Raw genomic sequence first — 25,064 nt, 5'->3', positions numbered from 1 at the left:
TATTTTTAATATTATTCAGCAGGTTATATTTTATTTTTGAAGTTCTTCTAAAAAGGTTGATTTTAAAAATCAGATAAAGTAGATTGCATTTAGCACTCTAGATGTTAGAGTGCTAAATATACACGAAACGGTTTATCACTGAGGTGAAACATGACTAAAGATTTATACGCATTAGCACTAACTGGGCAGCAAAGCGCAAGCGTTGAAGGTTACCTTCAATCTGTAAGCACAATACCTATGCTTGGCGCTGAGGAAGAGAAAAAACTTGCGACACGTCTTCAGGAAGAAGGGGATCTTAACGCGGCTAAGCAACTCATTATGTCTCATTTGAGATTTGTTGCTCACATCGCAAAAAGTTATTCGGGCTATGGCCTACCTCAGGCTGATTTAATCCAAGAAGGAAATATTGGGTTGATGAAAGCAGTAAAGCGTTTTGACCCAAGCGTGGGTGTGCGCCTTGTTTCTTTTGCGGTACATTGGATTAAAGCAGAAATCCATGAATATGTATTAAAGAACTGGCGTATTGTTAAAGTTGCGACGACAAAAGCGCAGCGTAAATTATTCTTCAATCTACGCAAAAATAAAAAGCGTTTAGGTTGGTTTAACCAAGACGAAGTGACAACGGTTGCAAACGAGCTTGGTGTAAGTGAGAAAGAAGTTCGCGAGATGGAGTCTCGTATGGCAGGCCAAGATATGGGCTTTGACCTATCTGCTGACGATGATGAAAGCCAAGCGGGTAACTTCTCTCCAGTACAGTATTTAACAGACACAAGTAGCGACCTTGCCGAAGAAGTTGAGCAAGAACAGTGGCAAGAGCAGTCACATAATCGCCTATTTGCAGCACTGAAAACGCTTGATGAACGCTCTCAAGATATCGTAAGTGCACGTTGGCTTGCTGACGAAAAAGCAACATTACAAGATCTTGCTGAGAAATATAGCGTGTCGGCAGAGCGTGTACGCCAGCTAGAAAAGTCAGCAATGAAAAAGCTGCAAAACGCAATGAGTTAAATTTTGCAAAAATGATAAATCGTGTGTCAAATGCCGCTACTCAGCGGCATTTTTATTTTCTATAAATAGATCAGTACCTTAACTATCATACTCTGAGATTCCTCTGGCAGCCTCTAAACTATCATCATTTTGAGCTTACAAGTGTTCGCTTATTTTACTATAATGCGCAAGATTTTAATTCTGGAGTGGTTAAATTGATTGCCATTATACGAATTCTCTTATTAACAGTGTTTATCATTGTTAGTGGTATTTGCGGATTGTTATTGTGCATTGTGCGTCCTTTTCATGCTAACAATGTGCACACGATAGCCAAATGGTATGGCTATATGTCAAAGTTGATAGGCGTTGAGTTGGTGATAACGCAGCATGAAAATGCCAAGCATGTTGTCCCCGCGATGTATGTTGCAAATCACCAAAATAATTATGATCTCTTTACGCTGCCGGCCGTGGTGCCAAAAAACACCGTCAGCATGGGGAAAAAAAGTTTAAAGTGGATCCCGTTTTTTGGACAAATGTATTGGCTATCTGGCAACATTTTGATTGATAGAGCCAATCGTTCTAAAGCCTTAGGAACACTGACCAAATCAGCAAAAAAAATCACCGAGTCAAAACTATCGGTTTGGATGTTCCCTGAAGGAACCAGAAGCTATGGTCGCGGTTTGTTGCCATTTAAAACCGGGGCATTTCACACCGCAATGAGCGCCAATGTGCCTATTATCCCAGTATGTATGAGTTCAACGCATGAGCAGATAAAGCTCAATCGTTGGAATAATGGTAAGGTTTATATCGACATGCTAGAACCGGAATATTTAGACTCTGAAGTGCCAGCAAGGGATCACGCTGCTCAGATCCATGCTAAAATGGCTCAAAGAATAGCTGAATTAGATGCAAAAGCGAGATTAAAATAATGGAAAACTGGCGTGAGATAAGTGAAGACATCGTTTCTTCATTGCTAGAAGACGGTTCAAACCCTGAAACGCTTTATGAAGTAGAACATCACTTTGTAAGTGAGGATTTTGACAAGCTGGAAGCAGCTGCATTAGCGGCATTTAAATTGGGCTATGATGTTGAAGAACCAGCAGAGCTTGAGCTCGAAGACGGTGGTAAAATTTGGGGCTTTGATGTTGTAGTAGAAGCCGAACTGGATACCGACGTTATCATGGAAGACGTAGACAAGTTAGAAAAGGTTGCACTAGACGCTGGCGTTGAATACGACGGCTGGGGAACTTATTTCCAAGAATAGCAACTGTATAAAACCCAGCATGTATATGGTGTTGGGTTTCCCCTTCTGCAACACTTCATAAATACCTCAAATTAAATCACTTAATTAAGTAAACTGGTATAACAAGCGTTTCTGAGTGGTTGTAATTTCACCATACCTTTGTGTGAATTTAATCTGAATAGATGGTGTTTCACCTCATTCAATGGTATTAATATTCATTGGCTAACTACGTAGTGTAAGCGATTCATGCAGATTGTCCTCCCAATTGAAGATCTTAGACCTGGCATGTTTGTGGATAATGTTCACAAGCATAAGTCTGACGCGGGTATTAAGATCAAATCTCGGGGAATGGTCAGAGATGAAGCCATCATTCAAAAGCTGATTGACAAAGGAGTACTGGAGCTCACTATAGACTTTACGCAGAGCGATATTCCTGTACCACAGAAATACCAGCAGCCAGCAGAACCGGTCACTGACGCACCACAAGCCCCTGAAGAACCTGCCGCCAAAAATGGCATGGATGGCAGTCTTTCCACCGCTCGCAGCAAGCCAAAACCCAAAGCCAAAACGGTGAGTAAAGAACAAACTTTGCAGCAAGAATTTGCGGTTGCGATGCAAAAGTTTGAAAAGAATAACCGTCAGATCCAAAGCCTCTATGGAGATGTAACATCGGGTTTGAAGGTCGATATGAGCCTCATCAATGAGGTAAGTAAAGACATCGTCGATTCGGTACTGCGTAATTCAAATGCGATGGCGATTTTAACTCGGATCAAAGACAAAGATGCCTACAATTGGCGTCATATGACCAACTGCGCAATTCTGATCACCGTATTTGCCAAGCACCTCGGTTTGCAACATCACATTATTGAACAGTTAGCCATGGGGGCGATGTTGCATGACATTGGTCACGCTAAGTTACCCCAGGGGCTGATCAATAAGCCGGGTAATTTTACCGATCTTGAGTATCGTGCGGTCAAAAAGCACGTGGCGCAGTCTTTAGGGTTGAGCAAAGGTGAGTCTGGGATCACGCCTATTATGCTGGACATGATCATCAACCATCATGAACGCTTAGATGGTACAGGTTATCCGAGAGGGATTAAAGACGACGCACTCAGCACCGCGGCAAGAATGATGGCGATTGTGGATGTATACGACGCCATAACCTCAGATCAGCACCACAAAGAGGCTGATGAACCAATTAATGCGTTACGTTTTTTACTGTCGAGTAAAAAGCAATTTGATCCTATTTTAGTGCAGCGTTTTATTAAGTGTATGGGAGTTCACCCCGTAGGAACTATTGTTAAACTGACCAACGAGCGATTAGGGTTGGTACTCGAGGGCAATAAACATGCACCCACGGCGCCTCTTGTACGAGTGTTTTACAATACCAAACATCTCCACCATGTTACGGCAAAAGATTTGGATTTAAGCGAGTCAGAGATAAAAGTGATCGCAAGTGTCAGGCCGCTTGATTATCAAATTAACCTCTCACGATTGCTAAGAGATCAATTACTGATTTAAGGTTTGGATTGCGCGACAGGGAAGAAAGCGTTTTTACAGCGTCTTTTGAGATTTTGCCATCTAGCAGAGAGCATCGCGCCAGTCATACAGCTTGCCATCATTAATATCCACAGTAATGTTCCCTTTTCCGAATGTAACGCCGCACAGCTTAACAGCAGTGATAGCAGCGCTGCAACAATAGCACCTAACCAGTATTGACTGACCGGGTTATCGCACTCTCCCGCGTGGCGACAGGCACAGTAGTTTGCTTTACACAGGCAATATACGCTGAGACCGCAAAATACCAATGCGCAAACGATTAATGCTATCGACATGTTGTTCTCCTTAGCACGATTAACACACTGAATGACTCATACTCAGATTGAAGAGTGTATATAAGGGATGAAGGTACGTCAATGATATTGGTAATTATTATCATTTGATAATTTATCTCATCCGATGAGTTTACAAAGTGCGTAATTTGTTCGTTATATGTTCACTTAATCAACGAAAAGTCGCAAAAAAGGAGATTTCTACTCCACTTTTAGGTAGGGTGTCATGAATTTATTATTCTGCCAATTTGGTGGGTGTGTGGCATAGCTGGATATTGGCTAGGTGAGCAAGGTCAAAGTGAGGCTGCGCAGTGTTACTCGAATTGGTTTTTTTAACCATTACTCAGGAAATGGTTAGTTCACAGGGGATTAGAGTATGAACAAAGTATTATTAGGTCTTATCGCATCAGGTGCGATTTTATCGTCATCACAAGCACTAGCTGCCGCCTTCCAACTTGCGGAACAAAACGTCTCTGGCCTTGGTCGTGCTTATGCGGGTGAAGCATCTGCAGCCGACGATGCGTCAGTGGTTGCACGTAATCCAGCATTGATGGGTAAGCTATCAGGCACGCAATTATCAGTAGCAGCTATGTATGTTCAACCGGACGTAAGCCTGACGGGAACAGGTACTAGCAATGGTATCCCTGCTTCAGCGTTAAATGACAACAGCATCGCACCAAGTGCTATTATTCCTGCTATTTATGCAACGCACAAATATAACGACCAATGGTCGATTGGTGCTGGTATCTATTCACAGTTTGGTCTATCTACAGAATTCGATAAGGATTATGTTGCAGGTCAAATCGCGGGTGAAACTGAAATTAAGACCGTTAACTTAGGTATTTCTGCTGCTTACCAAATTGATGAGCAATGGAGCGTAGCGTTTGGTATTAATGAAGTTTATGCCGATGCTAAAATCGTTCGTAACCTTGGTGCGACAACGACAGGTTTGCCAGCCAGTACTCAGGCGGTACACTTAGAAGGTGACGATTATGGCTTTGGTTGGAACCTAGGCGTTGCTTATCAAATCGATGAAAACAACCTAATCGGCTTCCATTACCGCAGTGAAACAGATATCACATTTGATGGTCACTTTAGTAACGACTTACCAGCAGCGATGGGCGGCTTGAATGGCGCGTCACTACCAGGTTCAGTGGATGTAACGTTACCTGCGATTGCTGAGATCTCAGGTTCTCATAAATTAAACCAAGAAACCTCACTACACTACAGCGTACTTTGGACAGGTTGGAATAGTTTTGATGAACTTGAAGCTGTAGTTGGTAACGCAGGTTCAGTATTCACTAAAGAAGAGAATTTCTCTAATTCATTACGTTTTGCAGTTGGCGCTGACTATCAGCTTAGTAATGCGGTGAAACTACGTGCAGGTATGGCATATGATGAGTCACCAGCGGATGAAAACCATCTATCTATCTCAATTCCTGATACAGACCGTACTTGGTACTCATTTGGTGCGGAGTATACACTTGCTAACCAAGCAACTGTAGATTTCGGGATCAGTGTTTTAAGAGGTAAAACACAAACTTTCACTGAAGCTGACAGATTCAGTGAGTGGGGCTATCGCTCTAAAGGCCATGCGATGATCTTTGGTCTTCAGTATAACCACAAGTTCTAATTATGAGAGAACATTAAAAAAGCGGCTTTTGGCCGCTTTTTACTTTCTATAGCATAGATTTAAGTTGATATAGCAAAGCATGAGCTTGCTTTGGTGTCATATCATCGGGATCCATATCTGCAAGTAGCGCTTCAACCTCAGAAGGCTCATTGGCAAGCATTAAGCTCTGCTGTACAGGTGCGGCTACATGAACAGGCTTATCGCCAACGACACTCTGATGTTGCTCTAACAAAGCGAGTTTCTGTTTCGCTAACTTAATCACTGCTTTTGGCACGCCGGCAAGACTTGCTACCTGTAAACCAAAACTCTTACTTGCAGCCCCTTCCATCACTGTGTGTTTGAAGGCAATAGTATCGTTATGTTCAACGGCATCCAAATGCACATTAACAAGGCCTGCTTGCTGCTCAGCCAATTCGGTTAACTCAAAATAATGAGTAGCAAACAGTGTTTTTGCTGCAATTTTGCTGGCGAGATAATCCGCTGTCGCATAAGCGAGTGATAAACCGTCATAGGTGCTTGTCCCACGACCAATTTCGTCCATTAGCACCAATGATTGGGCGGTTGCATTGTTTAAAATGGTTGCAGTTTCGGTCATTTCAACCATAAAGGTTGAGCGCCCAGAGGCAAGGTCATCACTGGCACCAATGCGAGTAAAAATACGATCGACAATTCCGATGGTGGCTGCGCTTGCCGGTACATAGCTGCCAATATGCGCCATCAACACAATTAACGCGGTTTGACGCATATAGGTCGATTTACCACCCATATTTGGTCCAGTAATAATGAGCATTTTACGTTCATCGTTGAGTTTTACTGGGTTGGCAATGAATGGTTCTTTACTTACTTGTTCTACGACTGGGTGGCGACCATCCACTAAATCAATTTCAGTGCCCTCGGTAAGCGTGGGCTTGCAATAGTCTAGTGTCTGAGCACGTTCGGCTAAGGTGTTTAATACGTCCAGATCGGCAAGCGCTGCAGCCATGACTTGCAATTGTTCAATATAAGGAGCGATGAGTTCAAAGAGCTCTTCATATAGGCGCTTTTCAAGTGCTAGTGCTTTCGATTGGCTACCAAGCACTTTGTCTTCATGTTCTTTTAGCTCAGGAATAATGTAGCGTTCGTTATTTTTCAGTGTTTGTCTGCGAATGTATTCCGCAGGCACTAAGTGCGAATTGGCCCGGCTGATCTCAATATAAAATCCGTGAACGCGGTTATACCCAATTTTTAATGTCGAGATCCCTGTGCGTTCGCGCTCTCTTTCTTCAAGTTTTTCTAAAACATCCGTGGCACCTGCGCTTAATGCGCGTAGCTCGTCAAGCTCTGCATTGTAGCCCTGTGCTATTACTCCACCATCACGAATGAGAACAGGGGGATTGTCGATAACCGCTCGTTCTAACAAATCTTGTAACTTAGGTAATGCAGGTGAATGGCTAATAATAGACTGAAGTCTCGTATCCGTCGCATCTTGTAAAATATCATGCAGTGGCGGTAACGCTTGTAATGCACTTCTTAAGCGCGTTAGATCACGCGGACGAGCGGTAAATAACGCTAACCGGGCTACGACTCGTTCAATATCGCCAATGTGTTTTAGTGCATCGTAAACTTCCATGCATAGTTGTTGTTCGATAAGGCTCGCAATCGCATTGAGTCGAGCATTGAGCTCTTTGCGTTCGCGCACGGGCGTATGAATGCGGCGTTTTAGTAAGCGCGAACCCATGGCCGTTGAAGACTTGTCTAAAATCTGCGCTAAGGTGTTTTCAACACCGCCAGAGAGGTTCAGTGTCAGCTCTAAGTTTTTGCGCGTCGCGGCATCTAAGATCACTGCGTGCTCATTCTTTTCTAGCGTGATCGCACGAATATGAGGTAATGCAGTGCGTTGCGTGTCTTTCACGTATTGCATGACACAACCCGCGGCGATTAAACCCATATTGGCATTGTCGACACCAAAACCGACTAAGTCGCGGGTTGCAAACTGCTGACAAAGTAAATGCTTTGCTGTGTCTAAATCAAACTCCCAATCTGGACGGCGACGACTGCCTTTAATGCTTTCTAGCACTAAAAGGTTCTGAAATGATTCTGGATATAACAATTCTGCGGGCTGCAAGCGCTGTAGCGTGGAATTAAGTGCTTCGTCAGTCTGTAGCTCTACGATATTAAATCGGCCCGAGTTAATATCAAGATAGGCAACGCCATAACCTAAGTTTTTTGGATGTTGGTAGACCGCCGCAAGTAAATTATCTTGGCGTTCTTGCAATAGTGCTTCGTCGGTGACGGTACCTGGAGTAACAATACGCACAACTTTACGTTCTACAGGACCTTTACTGGTCGCTGGGTCGCCAACTTGCTCACAAATAGCAACAGATTCACCCAGTTGTACCAAGCGAGCTAAGTAGTTTTCAACTGCATGATAGGGAACACCTGCCATTGGAATTGGATTGCCACCGGCTTTACCGCGATAGGTTTGAGATATATCGAGAAGCTGCGCCGCTCTGATAGCATCGTCAAAGAAGAGTTCATAAAAGTCGCCCATGCGATAGAACAGCAAGATTTCTTGATGCTGAGCTTTAATTCGCAGGTATTGCTGCATCATTGGGGTTTGTTGGTTTATAGTGTGTTCTGAATATAGATCTGACGACATTGTTGATACCTAAAAGGTTTTCCTATGGAGCACTACAAAGAGATAGCCGAATATGCGGCACAATTGGGCGCTATTCTAACGAATAACGGCGTAACAATCACTACCGCAGAGTCATGTACAGGTGGTGGGGTGAGTTATGCGTTAACAGATACGCCGGGGAGCTCTGCTTATATCGAACGTTGTTTTGTGACATACAGTAATCAAGCTAAGCACGAATTATTGGGAGTATCACAACAAACCCTAACGCAATTTGGTGCCGTGAGTGAGCAAACGGTTTTGGAGATGGTCAAAGGTGCTCAGCAGGCAGCTCATGCTGAAGTTGCCATTGCTGTGTCTGGTATCGCTGGACCAACTGGAGGCAGCGTTGATAAGCCCGTAGGTACTGTATGGTTTGCTATTGCGAATAGTGATAGAGTTCAGGCATTTCACCAAGTATTTACTGGGAATAGGGCCGAAATAAGACTTCAAGCCATTGAATTTGCATTAAAAAATGCTATGGCGATGGTAAAATCATAAAATTCTACTTGATACTGTGATTTCATACAGTATACTAGGTGTCATTACGCTGAATTGGAGAAGCAAATGAACGATAACAAGCAAAAGGCATTAGACGCAGCACTATCACAAATTGAGCGTCAGTTTGGTAAAGGCTCAATCATGAAACTGGGTGAGAACAAGGCGCTAGATATTGAAGCCATCTCAACGGGTTCATTAGGTCTGGATATTGCACTTGGTATCGGCGGCTTACCAACTGGTCGTATTGTTGAAATCTATGGTCCAGAATCATCAGGTAAAACAACGCTAACATTACAAGCGATTGCAGAAGCGCAAAAAATGGGAAAAATATGTGCGTTCGTTGATGCTGAACACGCACTCGATCCAATCTATGCCGAAAAGCTAGGCGTTAATGTTGATGAGTTATTAGTATCACAGCCTGACACCGGTGAACAAGCGCTTGAAATTTGTGACATGCTAGTTCGTTCTGGTGCGGTTGATTTGGTTGTTATTGACTCGGTAGCAGCACTTACCCCTAAAGCTGAAATCGAAGGCGATATGGGTGACTCACACGTTGGTTTGCAGGCTCGACTCATGTCACAAGCATTGCGTAAGCTTACAGCTAATATCAAACGCTCGAACACATTATGTATTTTCATCAACCAAATTCGTATGAAGATTGGTGTGATGTTTGGCAACCCTGAAACCACAACTGGTGGTAACGCACTTAAATTCTATGCATCTGTACGTCTTGATATTCGTCGTATCGGTTCAGTGAAAGAAGGTGATGAGGTTGTTGGTAACGAAACTCGTGTTAAGGTTGTGAAAAACAAAGTAGCACCACCATTTAAGCAAGCTGAGTTCATCATCATGTACGGTGAAGGTACGTCGAAACAAGGTGAGTTGATAGACTTAGGTGTGAAACACAAACTGGTTGATAAAGCGGGTGCTTGGTTTAGCTATAACGGCAGTAAAATTGGCCAAGGTAAAGCAAACTCAATTAAGTTCTTAAAAGAAAATGTTGAGATTGCCAATGAAATTGAAGGCAAGTTAAGAGAAATGCTCCTAGCGCAAGCGGTTATTATGCCTGAAGAGGGTGAAGATAAAGGCCTTGCTGAAGTTGAAGATGATTTAGAGCTATAGGCTAACCACTCAAGTTTAACGGCTCGCCAGCAAGCTTGAGCTATATTTTAAAAAGCCCAAAGGTTAACCTTTGGGCTTTTTACATTTTATAAAAGTTTACTTTTGATAACAAAGAGATAGTTATCGATTAATCCGAACAATACAGCTATTTTGATATAAAAATAAAATACGTTGTTTGATTTTCAGCTATTAACCCACCTTTTCAACAAGTTATGTAACTTGCCTTGATGCTTTACATCATCAATCTTATTGAAAGCAGAAAAATTAGGCAAATTGGGGTGATTTCGACTATGGTTTTCTGGTAAAATCTGCGCCTAATTTTTTCTAAGTGAATTTGCAATGGGTAAAAACGTCGTTGTATTAGGCACCCAATGGGGTGACGAAGGTAAAGGTAAAGTAGTTGACCTACTTACAGATAAGGCTTCTTTAGTTGTTCGCTACCAAGGCGGACACAATGCTGGCCATACACTAGTAATTAACGGTGAGAAAACGGTACTACACTTGATCCCATCAGGTGTACTACGCGAAGACGTTAAATGTGTAATTGGTAATGGTGTAGTACTTGCACCAGATGCACTAATGAAAGAAATCCACATGCTTGAAGCGCGTGGCGTTCCTGTACGTGAGCGTCTATTGATCAGCGAAGCATGTCCTTTGATCTTGCCTTACCACGTTGCACTAGACCAAGCGCGTGAACTAGCGCGTGGTGAAAAAGCCATTGGTACAACTGGCCGTGGTATTGGTCCTGCGTACGAAGATAAGGTTGCACGTCGTGGTTTACGTGTTGGCGATCTTTTCAACCCAGAGCAATTTGCTGCGAAGCTTAAAGAAGTACTAGAGTTCCACAACTTCGCCTTGGTTAACTACTACAAAGTAGATCCAGTAGACTTTCAGAAGACATACGATGATGCAATGGAAGTAGCAAAAGTACTTAAGTCAATGATTGTTGACGTTACTGAACTACTTGATCAAGCGCGTAATGCTGGCGACCATATTCTATTTGAAGGTGCGCAAGGTACATTACTTGATATTGACCACGGTACTTACCCGTACGTAACCTCATCAAACACGACGGCTGGTGGTGTTGCGACTGGTGCAGGTTTTGGTCCGCTACACTTAGATTACGTTTTAGGTATTGTTAAAGCTTACACAACTCGTGTTGGTTCAGGTCCTTTCCCTACAGAGCTTTACGATGGTCAAGACAAGCAAGACCCAGTTGGCAGACACTTAGGCGAGAAAGGCAACGAGTTTGGCGCAACAACTGGTCGTTTACGTCGTACCGGTTGGTTTGATGCAGTGGCAATGCGCCGTGCAGTTCAAATCAACAGCATCAGTGGTTTCTGCTTAACTAAACTAGACGTACTTGATGGTTTAGAAAAAGTGAAAATCTGTACTGGTTACCAATTAGAAGACGGCACTGTGACTAATGTGACTCCTCTTGCTGCTGAAGGCTATGAGAAAGTGACTCCAGTATATGAAGAAATGCCTGGTTGGAGCGAAAACACCTTTGGTGCAACTTCTGTTGAGCAGCTTCCAGAAGCCGCTATCAACTATATCAAGCGCCTAGAAGAAATCACTGGCGTGCCAATTGATATCATCTCAACAGGCCCTGACCGCGTTGAGACAATGATTGTTCGCAACCCTTTTGCTGAATAATCTTGCTGTCGATTGATAAAGAAAAAAGCTGCTACGGCAGCTTTTTTTGTGTCTATTACCCTACAAGTTTTTGTCTTCCTGCCGATAAGTAAGTGAATTTTTGCTCATATGATAAAATTAGACTTCGCTTTGGCGTAAATAATGCTTAATCAAATTTGAGTGTCGATGTTGCTGCAGAGCAAGTAATTTGCCTTTGCAGCCTGCTATAGTTAAACAATCAGCTTTACTTTGATGGGTCTTCGATGAATTACTTACTTCGTTATTTTGCAGCTTCAGCATTGAGTGTTTCCTTAAGTCTCAGTATACAGAGCAAAGTATCTGCCGAAGAGGCTATCGAAGCTGTGCCTTTGTATACACAGCAAGAGCTACTAGCGCTCATTGAAAAAAATCAACACCTTGCTCGGGTTAAAGAGGATGAGTGCCAGCTGGTTAAAGATATTGAAGCGCGTGCTGAGATCATGGCGCTGCCTTCGTATCAGTTTCTTTATGGTGACATGTTAGCTTATGCCGTGTGTGTAGACAGAGATGTTGAGCTCGGCCTTTATTATATGAAAAGGGCAGCAGAGCAGGGCCTTGCCGCGGCGCTTGAACAATTAGGTCGCTACTATGATGTTGGCCAGTTAGTGCAAGAAGATAAAGCGATGGCGGTAACCTATCTGAGAGAGGCAGCAGCACTTGGCAACTTAAACGCTCAATTAAGACTCGTAGATGTGTTTAATCAAGGCCACGGTAGCCCAAGAGATTATGAAGACGCCTATCGATGGCTGTTCCATTCCGCAGTTGCAGATAAAAAGCTACATAAGCGGATTCAGGTAGCACTAGGTCAACTGGCAAACAAAATGCCTGATAGCGTGGTCAAACGCGCGAGATTGCCTATATAACCTGAACTCGGGATAACAACTTGTTCTCTAGCAGCTGTTATCCCTTACTACTGCGTTAAATTTGCTTGCAATAGGCCAGCTATTGGCGCACAAATTTGCCTTGTATTAAGAAATAACTTCTGACTAGAGTGACACTACGCTTTTGAACTTAGTGATTTTAGTGGATTAACTTACTTCTTATCCCGAGTTCAGGTTGTATAACCTGAGGCTCAGGTTAACTCCGTTGGATCAATAGGTATTACTTTCAGCAGGTTTTGAGTGGAAAGTAAAAGCGGCGTAAGTGACGCCGCTTTTACTTATTTCTAAATAAAGCCCGTAAATCTAGCTTATTTCTTATCCAAATCTCAGGTTAAGTAATTTGCTGGCTGCTAAGCTTTGCACCAATTTGGCCTTCTTTATTCGTGTTTGGGTCTTTAAGCACCGTTAACTTAGGCGGTTGCAACGCCAATATGCGGTCGCCTTCTTCTGGAAGCTTTTTCATGTCAGAGGTAAATGGGCGGATCAAGATGGGTTCCTCATCTTTGTTCTGCTCTGTGAGTACAAACAGCGGGATTGCTTCACTGTTAACCTCATTATACTGTTCCCATTTAAATTCTTCTGAGATCCGCGTTACGCTCACTTTGCCGCCCTTTGCCATCATGCTACTTAGCTTGGCGTAATTACCTTCGTCGCCAAACAAGATTTGGCGAGAAAGGAAAGTGGCGCTATCTTTGTTCGCCTTGGCGTGGTTAGTGGATGATTTGAGCGAATAAACACATTGATCACCAAGTAAATGAGAAAAGTATTGTACACCCAAAGCGTTGTGATGACGGTTAGGTGAAAGCGCTAGCACAGACTTTAAGCTGGTCAACGGGAGGTAACGCTCTGCATGTTCCGACTGTGGGTTACCATAGTAACAAGGCAATCCGTCCATTCTTGCCATCTTGCAGTTTTCCCATGCGGGATCGGAGAGATAAACATCAATATTTTGGTCTTTTAAGCCTTTAGCCACCGCTCTAGCTACATGGTTTGCACCAATGATAAGTAAGGTATTGGGCTTTGGTTGACGCACTCCTAAAAGACGTGCGAAAGGCGTTGCCGTTAGGCTTTGTAGTACCACGGTGACAATGATGACGGTGAAGATAAGCGGCACCATTTTATCCGCATCTGCTATCTGTGATTTGGTCATACTCAACGCAAAAACTGAGCCTACCGCTGCAGCAACAATACCTCGAGGAGCTATCCAACTTAACAGAATACGAGACTTTATCGGTAAGTCTGTATTGAACGTCGATAAGAATATCGACAGTGGTCGAGCAATAAATAATACTACAGCTAGAAAGATAAAGACGTCAGTGTCTAACAGCATTAAATCTTCTAACTTGAGTCGTGCCGCGAGTAAGATAAATAAGCTCGAAATCAGGATCATTGAGAGATCTTCTTTAAATTCTAACACTGAGTCTATTTCCAAGTCATCTTGGTTAGCGAGCCAAATACCAAAGATAGTCACGGCTAGTAAACCCGACTCATGGCTCAGATGATTCGATAGCGTAAAGCTAAACAACACTAGCGCTAAAATGGCGAACTTGTGAAGCTCGAAAGGAAGCCACTCTTTTCTTATTAGGTAAGTGGTAAGGTAACCTGATGCGACGCCAATACTTATCCCCACACCAAGTGTTGATACGAGCGCCCACAGGGTATGACTGAAGATACCTTCGCCACCAACTAAAGAGACGGCTTCAAATACGAGTACCGCAAAGAGTGCACCAATTGGGTCTATGACTATACCTTCCCAACGTAAAATACGGTCTATGTCTTTGTCTGGGCGCATGGCGTTCAGCATCGGGGCAATAACTGTTGGACCAGTCACGACAAGTACTGCGCCCAAAACGGCGGCAACTTGCCAGTTAAGCTCCAGCACAAAAATTGCGGTCGTTGCTATCACCGCAAAGGTTGCCAACATCCCGATAGAACAAAGATTCCGTACAACCTTACCAATTCCTTTGAGTTCTTTAAAATGCAGGGTTAGTGAACCTTCAAAGAGGATTACAGCAACGGAAAGTGAGACGACGGGAAAGAGTAAATCCCCGAGTAAGGCATCTGGGTCCAGCGTGCCACTAAATGGCCCCAAAGCAAGACCTATAAGAAGTAAAAACAAAATTGCTGGAACCTTAAAGGCCCAAGCAAGCCATTGTGCTATTACAGAACATACTGCAATACCTGCAATGTAGATTGCTGACATAGATTCTCCCCGGTTGGATTATCCCAACATTTTTATCAGTATAGCTAGCATCCAGTTATAACACAGCGCGAATGAGGGTAAAGTGAATAAATTACTGAAAATAAGGTATTATAAAATTGATTTATGGTGGTCATAAATAATTAACATGGGATAGGGTTGCAATCTTACCCTTGCTTACGTTAAGGTAATAAACGTTCAAGGCGTGGAGTAAATCGCGCCGTCATTCACAATCTACTCATTACGCAATTATTCATTGCGGTACAGCCTTTCCGGCCGCACCAAACCATGGTGGCCCTGTTGGAAACGGCTCGACATCAAAGGTTAAGTACTTGATGTCACAATCAATCTTCTATTAGTGAAATGTCAGCCAGTTAACGATTGTTACTGCGTCTGGGTTTAGCATGTGTGGCGACATGATGGGACTAAGGTCTTCGCCGCCGCACGTCTGTTTGTTTTATCTATTTGCCGACTTTTTGGTCGATGCATTGCGCTTTCTGTTGTCTTCTAATAGGAGATATTTGGAGTACCAACTCGTGAGTGGGTGGTTAATTTAATGCAGGAATTTATGTCGATGAAACAGTCAAAACGTATAGTAATCAAGATCGGGAGTGCGTTGATCGCGCCAGAGCAAGATGGGTGTCGATCCCGCTATTTACTCAGCATCGCGCAATTCATCGTGCGTTGTCGAGCCCGAGGTATCGAGGTGATCCTCGTCTCTTCAGGTTCAGTCGCAGCAGGGTCGCACTTATTTCCTAATTCAGAGCAGCCGAGCATTGCGGTGAAAAAAGCGATGGCGGCAGCTGGCCAAACTGAGATGATGGCTACGTGGGACCGTTTCTTTGACTTCCCGTCGGCGCAGATATTGCTGACTCACGGCGACCTGCGTGACAGGGAAAGATATACCAGTATTCGTGAAACAATATTCACTTTACTCGATCATGGAATACTGCCTATTATCAATGAAAATGACACCGTGACCACAGACGATCTGAAGGTGGGTGATAACGATAATTTGTCTGCAATGGTAGCGGGGGCTGCAGATGCAGATGGGCTAATTATTTGCTCCGATGTCAGTGGTTTATATAACAAAAATCCTAATTTACATGCTGATGCAGAGCTGATCTCTGAGGTGACAGAGATCACTGAAGAAATCTACGATATGGCAGGTTGTCCAACGAGTAAGGTTGGTACCGGTGGTATGAAGACCAAAATTGAAGCTGCTGAAAAGGCGACGTCTCACGGTATAGATACCTATATTGTTAACGGCTTCGAAGAAACAACCTTTGAATTATTGTTGGCGGGAAAAAATCCAGGCACGGTATTTACAGCCTATGATAAACCGATGCAAGAAGCGGTGCATTGGATGACTCACACGGCATCAGAGCAAGGTGAGCTGGTCGTTGATAGCGATTATGGCTCAGGCGAAAATCAAGTGGTGGGTCAGTTAAGTGGCGATGAAATCACTGAAGTAAAAGGTGAGTTTTCTGTTGGAGATACCGTGCTCGTGAGGAGCAAAGATGGTAAGCGCTTAGCCAAAGCAACCACCAATTACAGTAGCTGCCTATTAAACTTTTTAACTGAACATGAAGAGAATCCGATCAGCGAAAGAATTCAAGATAGTATCGGACCCGTTATTTCAGAACAAGATATTGCATTATTGGAGAAGTCATAAGACATGAGTTTAATCACAGATATTTCATCACAGGCTGCAAAAGCAGCGAAACAGTTAGCATTATTATCTACAGAGCAAAAAAATGCGGTGTTAGCAGATATGGCAAAAGGGATCCGTGATAATAGCGATGCCATTATTAAAGCCAATGAAGCTGACTTGGCTGCTGCTCGTGATAACCAGCTTAGCGACGCCATGATAGATAGATTAACGCTTAACCAAGCGCGGATTGAAAGTATGGCTGAAGGTATCGAGACTATCATTCAACTGGACGATCCAGTGGGTGCACGTAGAGACATGGGTGTAAGACCAAATGGCATTAAAATCAGTAAAATGCGAGTGCCACTTGGTGTTGTCTGCATGATTTATGAGGCGCGCCCCAATGTCACCGCTGACGCCGGTGCACTATGTTTTAAATCAGGTAATGGTGTTATTTTGCGTGGTGGTAAAGAAGCGTTATCAAGTTCTTTAGAGATCGCAAAAGCGATGCATCAGGCGCTCGAAAAACATAATCTACCTGCCGCATTGGTTTCTGTTATTCCGGATCCAGACCGCGCGTTGCTAATGGAGCTGATGCAGCAAAAAGAATATATCGACCTTATCATCCCACGTGGCGGTGAGGGTCTAATCAATTTCGTTACTGAGAATAGTACGGTTCCAGTGATCCAGCATTTTAAGGGCGTGTGTCACTTGTATATAGATAAAGCGGCCGATCTCGATAAAGCAATGGCGCTTCTGTTAAACGGTAAAACGCAGCGTACTGGTGTATGTAATGCGCTTGAAGGGTTAATCGTTCATCAAGATATCGCTCCGACTTTTTTACCGAAAGTTGCTGCAGCACTAGCAGAAAGGGGTGTGAAAATTAATGCGTGTAAGCAAACCGTAGCTTATTTTGATAATGCAGTTGAGTTAAGCGATGACGAATTTGGCGAAGAATACTTGAGTCTTGAAATAGCGGTTCGTCAGGTTACTGATTTTAATGCAGCGCTTGCACATATTGATCGCTTTGGTAGTCACCATACCGAAGTTATCTGTACGGAAGACAAAGCAGCTGCTGATTTGTTCCAACGCGGTGTAGATGCTTCCGTCGTGATGGTTAACGCCTCTTCACGCTTTAGTGATGGTTCAGCGTTAGGTTTAGGTGCCGAGATTGGTATTGCTACCACCAAATTGCACGCTTACGGACCAATGGGCTTAGAGTCGCTAACAACCGAAAAGTTTTTAGTAAATGGTGAAGGCCAAATCAGAGAGTAATGAACAGATGCTGCTTGAGTAGATAGAAAAATCATACTCAGTGGTATACACAGAATGACATAAGTAACTGCAAAGCTCGGGTCGAAAGACTTGGGCTTTTTTCTTTTCGATTTAGGGGGGGGGAGTTTTGTAAGAAGTAAGAAGAGCGGAAAGTGGTGGAGCTAAGCAGGATCGAACTGCTGACCTCCTGCGTGCAAGGCAGGCGCTCTCCCAGCTGAGCTATAGCCCCACATTCCGTCAGTGGACGAAGCGAAATTTAATCATTTTTTATATTCCCGTCAACCCCAGACAAAAAATTTCGCTATTTTTTTATAGTCTTTGTTACACTGAACTGAAAATAAAACGAATTAAGCGAATTATGGTTCTGCGTCATATCTTTTCTATTCTCATTATTGGGCTGCTAGCGAGTTGTGCATCACAGTCTGATGAGCCTGAACTTATTATCGAAAAACAATCTCTTCATAAGCGTCTTTCGCCAACTGGTGATAAAGAATTTGCTTTCATTGTAACGGTACAAGCAACACCTCGAATGGAGCTGGATTCAAGTAAGCCAATATCAAGAAGAGAGTTAAAACGTTTTGCCGAGTTTGAACGTATTGAAGATTCCCCCTCTCTAAAACTCAAGTTAGAAGAGCAAGCCGTCGCCTTATTAAAACCGGCTTTGATTGAGGCGGACTACTGCAACGCAGGTCATAAAATTACCGATGTATACTGGCGGCAGCGTAGCGTTCAGTTACGAGGTAAGTGTTTGTGATCAGAAACAATCCAAGTGCACTTGCAGAGCGGCTCGCTCAGCTAGGTATCAACTATTTCAATTATGAGCATCCACCGTTACATACTTGTCTAGATGCTGACAACTTGGAGTTAGAGAGAAAAGGGACGCGACTGAAAAATCTCTTCCTCCGAGATAACTATGGAAAGCGACACTTTCTTTTTATTATTCCTGCAGATAAGCAAGTCGACCTAAAAGCGCTGTCTAAATCTCAAGGGGTGTCACGTTTAGGTTTTGCATCGACGGACAGACTAGCGAAGTATTTAGGAGTGGAACAAGGCTGTGTATCAGCACTCACACTGCATAACGACTGTGAGCAACAAGTCGAATTATGGCTTGATAGTGAACTGCAATCTGCGCACTTATGGCAGTGCCACCCCCTAGTGAATACTAAAACTTGGGTGTTAACGCTCGAAGATTTAAAGCGCTTTTGGCAAGTCACTGGGCACTCACCTCACTGGGTTGACTGTGTTTCTCAAACTCAGAGCTAAGCCGACTGTACAGACGGTAAAAAGCGACGCACAAAACCAAGTGATACCAGCTTGCTCATAAATCAAACCCGGAAGATAAGATCCCAGCACGCCTCCGGAATAATAAAATGAAACATAAGCGCCATTGGTGACGGTTGCAGGTGCCTGACTAATACTGTTTGCTAAAGGCGCTGCGGTTGAATGGATCACAAACATACAGGCGCAGAATAGCGTAAATAAGACCACAAAAAAGAACACAGACGCCACGGGTAATAGCGCAATGGTTGTAGCATAGATGAAGAACATCACAGCTAAAAATCGCCAGGTAGAATGAAATTTACTTTGTAGCCAAGGTGTAACGATAGACCCTAAAGCACCAACTAAATAGCCTGTATAGACCCAGCCCACTTTACTTGGATCAGTTAAATTAAAGTCGTACTTGAGTATAAAAGGTAAAAAGTTGAGTAGCCCCGCGAAGCAGAAAAACATACAAAATACAGAGCTGTATAATCTCACTAGGCGCGATTGCTTGAGTGGTGCCAGGTAGTCTCTGATCCTTGTCGCGTGAATTATTGGTGGTTTGTTCTTGCTGGCTCGAATGCTAAATGCCAGCACAATCAATAACAATGCGTTTAGGTAATAGAAACTTTGCCACTCAAACCAGACAGTAAAGTTGGCCGCAAGTGTACGGCCAAAATAACCTCCGGCTATGGTACTTCCGATGTACAAGCTCATGTTTCTTTTCAACTGTGAGCCACTAAACTGTTGGCCGATATAACCCGTCATCGCAGTGAGTGCAGCAGGTAATAATAACCCTTGAATTAACCGAGTAAACAAGAGCCCTGAAAACGAAGTCATTGAAGCAAATGCTAAACTGCTGAGTGCCAAGAGCAGCATGGTCCATTTTAAAATGCGCAGCGGATTGGACTTTGCCAGCAATAACCCGTAGCAGATTGGCGCGATAGCCAGAGGTAGCATAGTTGCTGACATCAGCATGCCCGCATCTGACGCCGATACATTAAATTGCTCTGCAAACTCGGCCAGCAGCGGCTGCGGCGCGTAAAGCACAAAAAAAATGGTCACAGAGCAAAGCAATAGATGAATGACGGGCATTAAGCAATAAGGCGTTTAATTTCGATGAGTTAGCTTAAATTAAAGCAAACTAGATGACAATTTTTTGCGCTAAATCACGATGCGCAACAATAATTTTGGTAGTTTTACATTAGATTGACCGATTCCTCTCTGGTCAATCGAAATTGCTGAGTTAAAATAGTGAAAAGTCTATTTTACGGAGTTGCATGATGGGTTCACTGCAAGATCAGTTGCTAAAAGCAGGTCTAACAACTGAGCACAAAGCGAAAGTTGCAAAAACACAAAAGCGTAAACAGCAGAAGAAAAAGAAAAAAGGCGCAACGAGCGACCAAACAGACCTTCAAAAACATATTGAGCAGACAAAGCTTGAGCAGCAAAAGCGTGCCGAAGAGCTAAATAAAGCGAAGCAAGAAACGCTAAAAGATAAAGAGCAAATTGCTCGCGTGAAGCAGATCTTAGAACACCATAACCAAGATGAGATCCGCGGTAATGTGACCTTTAACTTCACATATCAAAATAAGGTGAAGGAGTTAGAAGTTAATTCCGAAACACAAAAAGCGCTATCAAAGGGGCGTTTAGCGATTTGTGTATTAGAAGAGCAGTTCTACGTACTACAAGATGAACCTGCTAGAAAGATTGCAGAGGTAGACGAGAAGTATATCGTTTTCCATGTTGAGGACAATCAGCAAGGTGATGAGGATGACCCTTACGCTGACTTTGAAGTCCCAGATGATTTGATGTGGTAGTGATTAGGCTTTAGGTCAAACTTTAGTCTACACTGACTTACAACGTTAACCGTCAATAAAAAGAGTAATGATATGAGCAAGATGAAAAAACTACTAGTAGGGACTACGGTGGCAATTTGCGCACTAGGTTCAGCAAGTTCAATGGCTGCAGATGGTAAAGCATTGTATACAGCAAAGATGTGCCAAACCTGTCATGGTGCAGAAGGTAAAGCACCGATCATGCCTCTGTATCCGAAGGTAAATGGTCAAAGCAAAGAGTATTTAGCGGCGCAAATGAAAGATATCAAATCAGGTAAACGTAATAACGGTATGACAGCAGCAATGAAAGCGATGGTCGCTAATGTCACTGACGCTGAAATCGATGCGATTGCAGAGTATCTATCTAAAGTTGAATAACATCAAAGTTAGATATCAAAGATGATAAAAAACCACCGTTCGCGGTGGTTTTTAGTTGAAGATATAATTAAGCTAATTTAGACTTCTATACATCCAAATGTGGAGTCAATAAGGGATCCCCATGTTCGAATTACCTCAGTTAAATTTAAAAGACAAAGTAAGCGCAGAAGAATGGCAGCTGCGTGTTGACCTTGCCGCTTGCTATCGACTGGTTGAGCACTTTCGCTGGGGAGATCTAATTTATACGCATATGTCGGCGCGTTTGCCGGGTACGGATCATTATTTAGTAAACGCCTTTGGCCTGACTTTTGATGAAGTCACCGCTTCTAATTTGGTGAAGGTCGATCTTGAAGGGAATATTCTTGATGATACGCCATTTGAGATTAATCCGGCGGGCTTTACTATTCACAGTGCGATCCATGAGGTGCGAGAAGATGCGCATTGCGTTATCCACCTCCATACCAAAGAGACGATCGCAGTCGCAAGTGTAGAATGTGGTTTATTGCCTTTGAGTCAGCATAGTATGTTCTCCTTACCATCACTGTCGTATCACGGCTATGAAGGCTTAGCAGTGAATATGGATGAAAAAAAGCGCTTGCAAGATGACTTAGGTACAACCAATCATATGCTGCTGGTGAACCATGGTGGTTTAACTGTTGGACCAACGGTAGGCGATGCCTTTATGCGTTTTTATGACTTACAGCGTGCATGCGAAATTCAAGTTGCGATTCAAGCAACGGGACAACAAGCCGTACCTGTACCACAACCCATTATTGATAACATATATAACCAAGCGAATGTCGTGCATAGCGGTAGCACCGGTGGTCAATTAGCATGGCCCGCAATGCTTCGTAAAGCTTACCGCCTAGACCCAAGCTTTGCTCAATAGGAGTCAACATGAAAGTTAATCGTGTCGAAGTTTTTGATATTCATTGTCCAGATAGACCTGCTTGGACACCCGTTTTTGTTCGTATTCACACCGATGAAGGCATTTCAGGGGTTGGTGAAGCTGGGCTTGCATACGACCTCGGCCACAGCGCTGCGGCCAGTATGATCAAAGAAATGGCTGAAGCTTTTTTAATTGGTCATGACCCTTTTCAAACCGAGCTGCTTTGGTCGCGTATGCTGAGAGAAAGCTTTTGGGGTTTAGGTGGCGGACCTGTGGTATATGCGGCGATGTCAGCAATAGATACCGCGCTTTGGGATATTAAAGGTAAAGCCTTAAACCTACCTGTTTATCAGTTGCTTGGTGGTAAAGTGAACCCTGAGCTTCGCACCTATGCCTCACAATTACAGTTTGATTGGGATAGCGAGTTTAAAGCACTAGTTCAACCACACGAATATGCTGAAGCGGCTCACAAAGCCATTGCAGAAGGGTACGATGCGGTTAAAGTTGACCCAATTCAGTACGATAAAGATGGCAACACCTATTACGATAGAACTAAGCTTATCTCGCGCGCGGAAATGAAATTATACCGTGCAAGAATGAAAGCAATACGTGAAGCGGTAGGTGATGAAGTCGACATTATTTTTGAATGCCACAGCTTACCAGGCGCGACATCAGCCATTCAAATTGCAGACATCGCTGAAGAATTTGATTGTATGTATTATGAAGAGCCTGTGAATTATCTTAACCACTCTTTACATGCAAAGGTAGCCAACAAGACCTCTGTGCCAATCGCTGGTGGGGAACGTTTATATAATCGCTGGGGTGTTCGCCCTTATTTTGAAGATCAAAGTATTGATGTACTGCAGCCAGATATTGGCCTATGTGGTGGCTTTACGGAAACTAAGAAGGTATGTGATTACGCCGATATCTTTGATATCCGTATTCAGGCGCATGTCTGTGGCGGCCCGGTAGCAACCGCAGCTTCATTACACTTGGAAACCGCGATCCCAAATTTCCTGATCCATGAGCACCATACTTACGCAATCAAAAAGTGGAACAGAGAGCTATGCTTGCAAGATCCACAGCCTAAGAACGGTATCTTTAGAGTGTCAGAAGAGCCGGGGCTTGGTATTGAGCTAAACGATGAAATCGTGATGCGCTCAGCCCGTGTGGAAATTAAGTAGGTCTGAACGCTCCTAAACCAGTGAAGCCGCTATCTTGGCTATAGCGGCTTCATTGTATTTCTAGCTAGCTAATCGGATGCTTTAATCACGCAAGGCATTTACCAAGTTATCTAATTCCAAATTAACATAGTTCAGTTTGCTGACAGGCAATAAGTTGTCAAGTACGCTAGCATTTCCTTCCAACATTTCTCCGTCAAAGCTCACTGTTTTAGAAATAGGGAGCTGATAAGTCAGTAATAAAGTTCCATTATCACCTGCTGGGTGCTCGCCTTCACCAGTGATAACATTAATTATCTTCCCTGTTTGAGTGATAAATAAGTAACCAGTTAATCTGGCATAGGCGCCGTCGGTAGCCGGCAATTGTCCAAAGGTTTTCGCATTTGCATACTGGCGTGTTCGCCAAATAAAATCATCACAAGAGCTAACGCATCCAGCATTGACTACGAGTTTTAAGGATTCGTACTTCATAGATGTAGAAGACGAGTCAATCATGCGAATGTCGCACTGGGCAGAGCCGCGGCAAAAGTCAGGCCGAGGAGGCAGAAAGTCGTCACGACTGGTGATGTCAGCGACAATATTTTGATACCAACGTTCGGCTCTTTTACTTTGGTAAAACGCGCTATCCCGTATCTCTTTATTTGCCAAAAGCGGTGTATTTCGATACTGGACCAAATTGTCTCTGAATCCATTTCGGGTCAAAGCGGCGATCCAAGGCGTATTTTCTGAACCACCTTTATTATTCTGGATATCTACGATTAGGGGCTTAGCCGGCGAGCGATGTGTAATTTGCTTTATTTCGTTGATATCGAAGCACATACCTGGTTCTTTAGCTTCGTCACAATAGATATCATTGCTGTGAGAACCCCATTTACCAAAGTAGAATATTTTAAGCACAAAGGTACCGTTGCTTTCATATAGGCATGACTGACTGCCATCGTAGAGCAAATTTAAGCCAAGCGGTAAATACATTTCTGAACATTTAGAAGAAGCTTGTTGCTTGTTTTTTTGTTGCCCCAGTTTTACAAAAACATCTGAACTGTTATCTGTGTAACTAACGACGAGTTTATCTAGGCCACCAGAGAAGAAGTAGCCCGATTTCATGTAGCTGGAGAACAGCCGCAGGCAACCTGATTTGTGTACGTCATTACAATAAAAGTTGAAAAACTCTTCAAACAAATCTTCTATGCTACGCTCGTTTATAAGTCTGATTGACTTTTGGTTTTTGGTAGAGAAAAAGCTAATTTGAGGCCATGTATAGCCTATTTCGAGCTTCGGCCACTTAGGGAAGTTCGTGACTTGTTGGCGTGCCTTTTCATCAACTATCAAATAGGAGTGACGATTTAAAATTCCATAGTGTAGGTTGTCTAGGGCACGGTATAGGGTATCCCAATTATTTGAGTTTACGATACGTTTACTTGCTATGGCTTTGTAGGTTTTCCAGTCTACACGTCTGGTTTTATTGCGCAGTGCTATTGTTATAGCATCGATGCTTTCTATTCCAGAAAATAGCTGTGTGGCAATCTCTGCTCGTTGTTTTTTATCAGGAAAGGGTAGCGCATTATTAATTGTTGGTTGCGAAAGTGCGATTGGGGTGAATACCGTAAATACAAAAATAATGAGTTTTACCATCACTTTTCCTTGCTTAAATGGTGAAGCTCTAGCATATGGTGCTTATGTACTGCTGGCAACAGCATTTAGCGATTCGGATATAATACCAATTGAATTAATTCTCTAATCAATTTGAAGGGTGAAATAGCATATTAGCTTCGTTAAAAATTTCTCATTTAGAACAACTAAATAGCAAAATTTTTGCCTTGCTACTAAAGCTATTTCCCCGCTTCAAGATAGATCATTTACTTAATA

General features: G+C 43.2%; 22 protein-coding genes and 1 tRNA gene. 17 read left to right on the top strand and 6 right to left on the bottom strand.

Going from position 1 to position 25,064, the window contains the following annotated elements; all coding sequences use genetic code 11:
* Positions 1-150 precede the first annotated feature (150 nt).
* The 4 genes from rpoH to L3V43_RS11770 all read left to right on the top strand — a co-directional run bounded on the left by rpoH (position 151) and on the right by L3V43_RS11770 (position 3,751).
* Positions 151-1,008, top strand: a complete 858-nt coding sequence (gene rpoH / locus L3V43_RS11785; protein WP_010374102.1) for an RNA polymerase sigma factor RpoH — start codon at positions 151-153, stop codon at positions 1,006-1,008.
* Positions 1,009-1,202: 194 nt separating this feature from the next.
* Positions 1,203-1,916 (top strand): 1-acylglycerol-3-phosphate O-acyltransferase, encoded by a 714-nt coding sequence (locus tag L3V43_RS11780; protein ID WP_235367939.1) that lies wholly within the window; start codon positions 1,203-1,205, stop codon positions 1,914-1,916.
* Complete coding sequence (gene rraB / locus L3V43_RS11775) at positions 1,916-2,251, top strand: ribonuclease E inhibitor RraB (protein ID WP_010374098.1); 336 nt, start codon at positions 1,916-1,918, stop codon at positions 2,249-2,251. Before L3V43_RS11780 ends, rraB begins: the two co-directional genes overlap by 1 nt.
* Before the next feature lie 225 nt (positions 2,252-2,476).
* Positions 2,477-3,751, top strand: a complete 1,275-nt coding sequence (locus L3V43_RS11770) for an HD-GYP domain-containing protein (protein ID WP_237116657.1) — start codon at positions 2,477-2,479, stop codon at positions 3,749-3,751.
* Here the strand turns inward: L3V43_RS11770 and L3V43_RS11765 are convergent.
* Complete coding sequence (locus tag L3V43_RS11765; RefSeq protein ID WP_010374094.1) at positions 3,748-4,065, bottom strand: hypothetical protein; 318 nt, start codon at positions 4,063-4,065, stop codon at positions 3,748-3,750. The genes L3V43_RS11770 and L3V43_RS11765 overlap by 4 nt on opposite strands.
* Before the next feature lie 373 nt (positions 4,066-4,438).
* Here L3V43_RS11765 and L3V43_RS11760 point away from each other — a divergent pair, with 373 nt between their 5' ends.
* Positions 4,439-5,695, top strand: a complete 1,257-nt coding sequence (locus L3V43_RS11760; RefSeq protein ID WP_102057547.1) for an outer membrane protein transport protein — start codon at positions 4,439-4,441, stop codon at positions 5,693-5,695.
* A 46-nt stretch (positions 5,696-5,741) separates the two neighbouring features.
* Here the strand turns inward: L3V43_RS11760 and mutS are convergent, their stop codons facing one another.
* Positions 5,742-8,333: a DNA mismatch repair protein MutS gene (gene mutS / locus L3V43_RS11755; protein ID WP_206473685.1), complete on the bottom strand. Its 2,592-nt coding sequence runs from the start codon at positions 8,331-8,333 to the stop codon at positions 5,742-5,744.
* Positions 8,334-8,357: 24 nt separating this feature from the next.
* Between mutS and L3V43_RS11750 the strand changes: the two genes are divergently transcribed.
* The 4 genes from L3V43_RS11750 to L3V43_RS11735 all read left to right on the top strand — a co-directional run bounded on the left by L3V43_RS11750 (position 8,358) and on the right by L3V43_RS11735 (position 12,508).
* A complete protein-coding gene (locus L3V43_RS11750; protein WP_237116658.1) occupies positions 8,358-8,849 on the top strand; it encodes a nicotinamide-nucleotide amidohydrolase family protein in 492 nt (163 codons plus the stop codon).
* Positions 8,850-8,915: 66 nt separating this feature from the next.
* On the top strand, positions 8,916-9,971 hold the full coding sequence (recA, locus tag L3V43_RS11745) for a recombinase RecA (RefSeq protein WP_237116659.1): 1,056 nt from the start codon (positions 8,916-8,918) through the stop codon (positions 9,969-9,971).
* 339 nt (positions 9,972-10,310) lie between these two features.
* The gene (locus L3V43_RS11740) at positions 10,311-11,627 is read left to right on the top strand and encodes an adenylosuccinate synthase (protein ID WP_010378944.1); all 1,317 of its coding nucleotides are present in this window, start codon (positions 10,311-10,313) and stop codon (positions 11,625-11,627) included.
* Positions 11,628-11,869: 242 nt separating this feature from the next.
* Entirely contained in the window at positions 11,870-12,508 is a 639-nt protein-coding gene (locus tag L3V43_RS11735) for a flagellar protein MotX (protein WP_237116660.1), read from the top strand.
* Positions 12,509-12,857: 349 nt separating this feature from the next.
* Here the strand turns inward: L3V43_RS11735 and L3V43_RS11730 are convergent, their stop codons facing one another.
* The gene (locus tag L3V43_RS11730; RefSeq protein ID WP_237116661.1) at positions 12,858-14,729 is read right to left on the bottom strand and encodes a sodium:proton antiporter; all 1,872 of its coding nucleotides are present in this window, start codon (positions 14,727-14,729) and stop codon (positions 12,858-12,860) included.
* 571 nt (positions 14,730-15,300) lie between these two features.
* On the opposite strand from L3V43_RS11730, the gene proB reads away from it, so the two are divergent.
* Positions 15,301-16,401 carry a glutamate 5-kinase gene (gene proB, locus L3V43_RS11725; RefSeq protein ID WP_017218481.1) on the top strand — a complete coding sequence of 367 codons (1,101 nt, stop codon included), beginning with the start codon at positions 15,301-15,303 and terminating at the stop codon, positions 16,399-16,401.
* 3 nt (positions 16,402-16,404) lie between these two features.
* Entirely contained in the window at positions 16,405-17,652 is a 1,248-nt protein-coding gene (locus tag L3V43_RS11720; RefSeq protein WP_206473687.1) for a glutamate-5-semialdehyde dehydrogenase, read from the top strand.
* Positions 17,653-17,805: 153 nt separating this feature from the next.
* Here L3V43_RS11720 and L3V43_RS11715 read toward each other — a convergent pair.
* Positions 17,806-17,881, bottom strand: a tRNA-Ala gene (locus L3V43_RS11715).
* A 129-nt stretch (positions 17,882-18,010) separates the two neighbouring features.
* Here L3V43_RS11715 and L3V43_RS11710 point away from each other — a divergent pair.
* The gene (locus L3V43_RS11710) at positions 18,011-18,406 is read left to right on the top strand and encodes a hypothetical protein (protein ID WP_102057542.1); all 396 of its coding nucleotides are present in this window, start codon (positions 18,011-18,013) and stop codon (positions 18,404-18,406) included.
* Positions 18,403-18,915, top strand: a complete 513-nt coding sequence (locus L3V43_RS11705) for a prolyl-tRNA synthetase associated domain-containing protein (RefSeq protein WP_237116662.1) — start codon at positions 18,403-18,405, stop codon at positions 18,913-18,915. The genes L3V43_RS11710 and L3V43_RS11705 overlap by 4 nt, the downstream gene beginning before the upstream one ends.
* Here the strand turns inward: L3V43_RS11705 and L3V43_RS11700 are convergent.
* A complete protein-coding gene (locus L3V43_RS11700; protein WP_102057540.1) occupies positions 18,874-20,007 on the bottom strand; it encodes an MFS transporter in 1,134 nt (377 codons plus the stop codon). The two genes, L3V43_RS11705 and L3V43_RS11700, sit on opposite strands and share 42 nt — an antisense overlap.
* Before the next feature lie 188 nt (positions 20,008-20,195).
* Between L3V43_RS11700 and L3V43_RS11695 the strand changes: the two genes are divergently transcribed.
* The 4 genes from L3V43_RS11695 to L3V43_RS11680 all read left to right on the top strand — a co-directional run bounded on the left by L3V43_RS11695 (position 20,196) and on the right by L3V43_RS11680 (position 23,201).
* Positions 20,196-20,732, top strand: a complete 537-nt coding sequence (locus L3V43_RS11695) for a DUF2058 domain-containing protein (RefSeq protein WP_010378951.1) — start codon at positions 20,196-20,198, stop codon at positions 20,730-20,732.
* A gap of 72 nt (positions 20,733-20,804) precedes the next feature.
* On the top strand, positions 20,805-21,128 hold the full coding sequence (locus L3V43_RS11690; RefSeq protein ID WP_010607213.1) for a c-type cytochrome: 324 nt from the start codon (positions 20,805-20,807) through the stop codon (positions 21,126-21,128).
* Positions 21,129-21,249: 121 nt separating this feature from the next.
* Complete coding sequence (locus L3V43_RS11685; protein WP_102057539.1) at positions 21,250-22,017, top strand: class II aldolase/adducin family protein; 768 nt, start codon at positions 21,250-21,252, stop codon at positions 22,015-22,017.
* Positions 22,018-22,025: 8 nt separating this feature from the next.
* Positions 22,026-23,201, top strand: coding sequence for a mandelate racemase/muconate lactonizing enzyme family protein (locus L3V43_RS11680; protein WP_039493039.1), 1,176 nt, complete (start codon positions 22,026-22,028; stop codon positions 23,199-23,201).
* 81 nt (positions 23,202-23,282) lie between these two features.
* Here the strand turns inward: L3V43_RS11680 and L3V43_RS11675 are convergent, their stop codons facing one another.
* Positions 23,283-24,830: a hypothetical protein gene (locus L3V43_RS11675; protein WP_235367936.1), complete on the bottom strand. Its 1,548-nt coding sequence runs from the start codon at positions 24,828-24,830 to the stop codon at positions 23,283-23,285.
* Between the last annotated feature and the right edge of the window lie 234 nt (positions 24,831-25,064).

Origin of the sequence: Pseudoalteromonas sp. L23 (assembly GCF_021728455.1) — a bacterium.
Classification (GTDB): Bacteria; Pseudomonadota; Gammaproteobacteria; order Enterobacterales; family Alteromonadaceae; genus Pseudoalteromonas.
The sequence above is the reverse complement of the archived record's forward strand: the minus strand, read 5'-3'. Positions and strand labels throughout refer to the sequence as shown.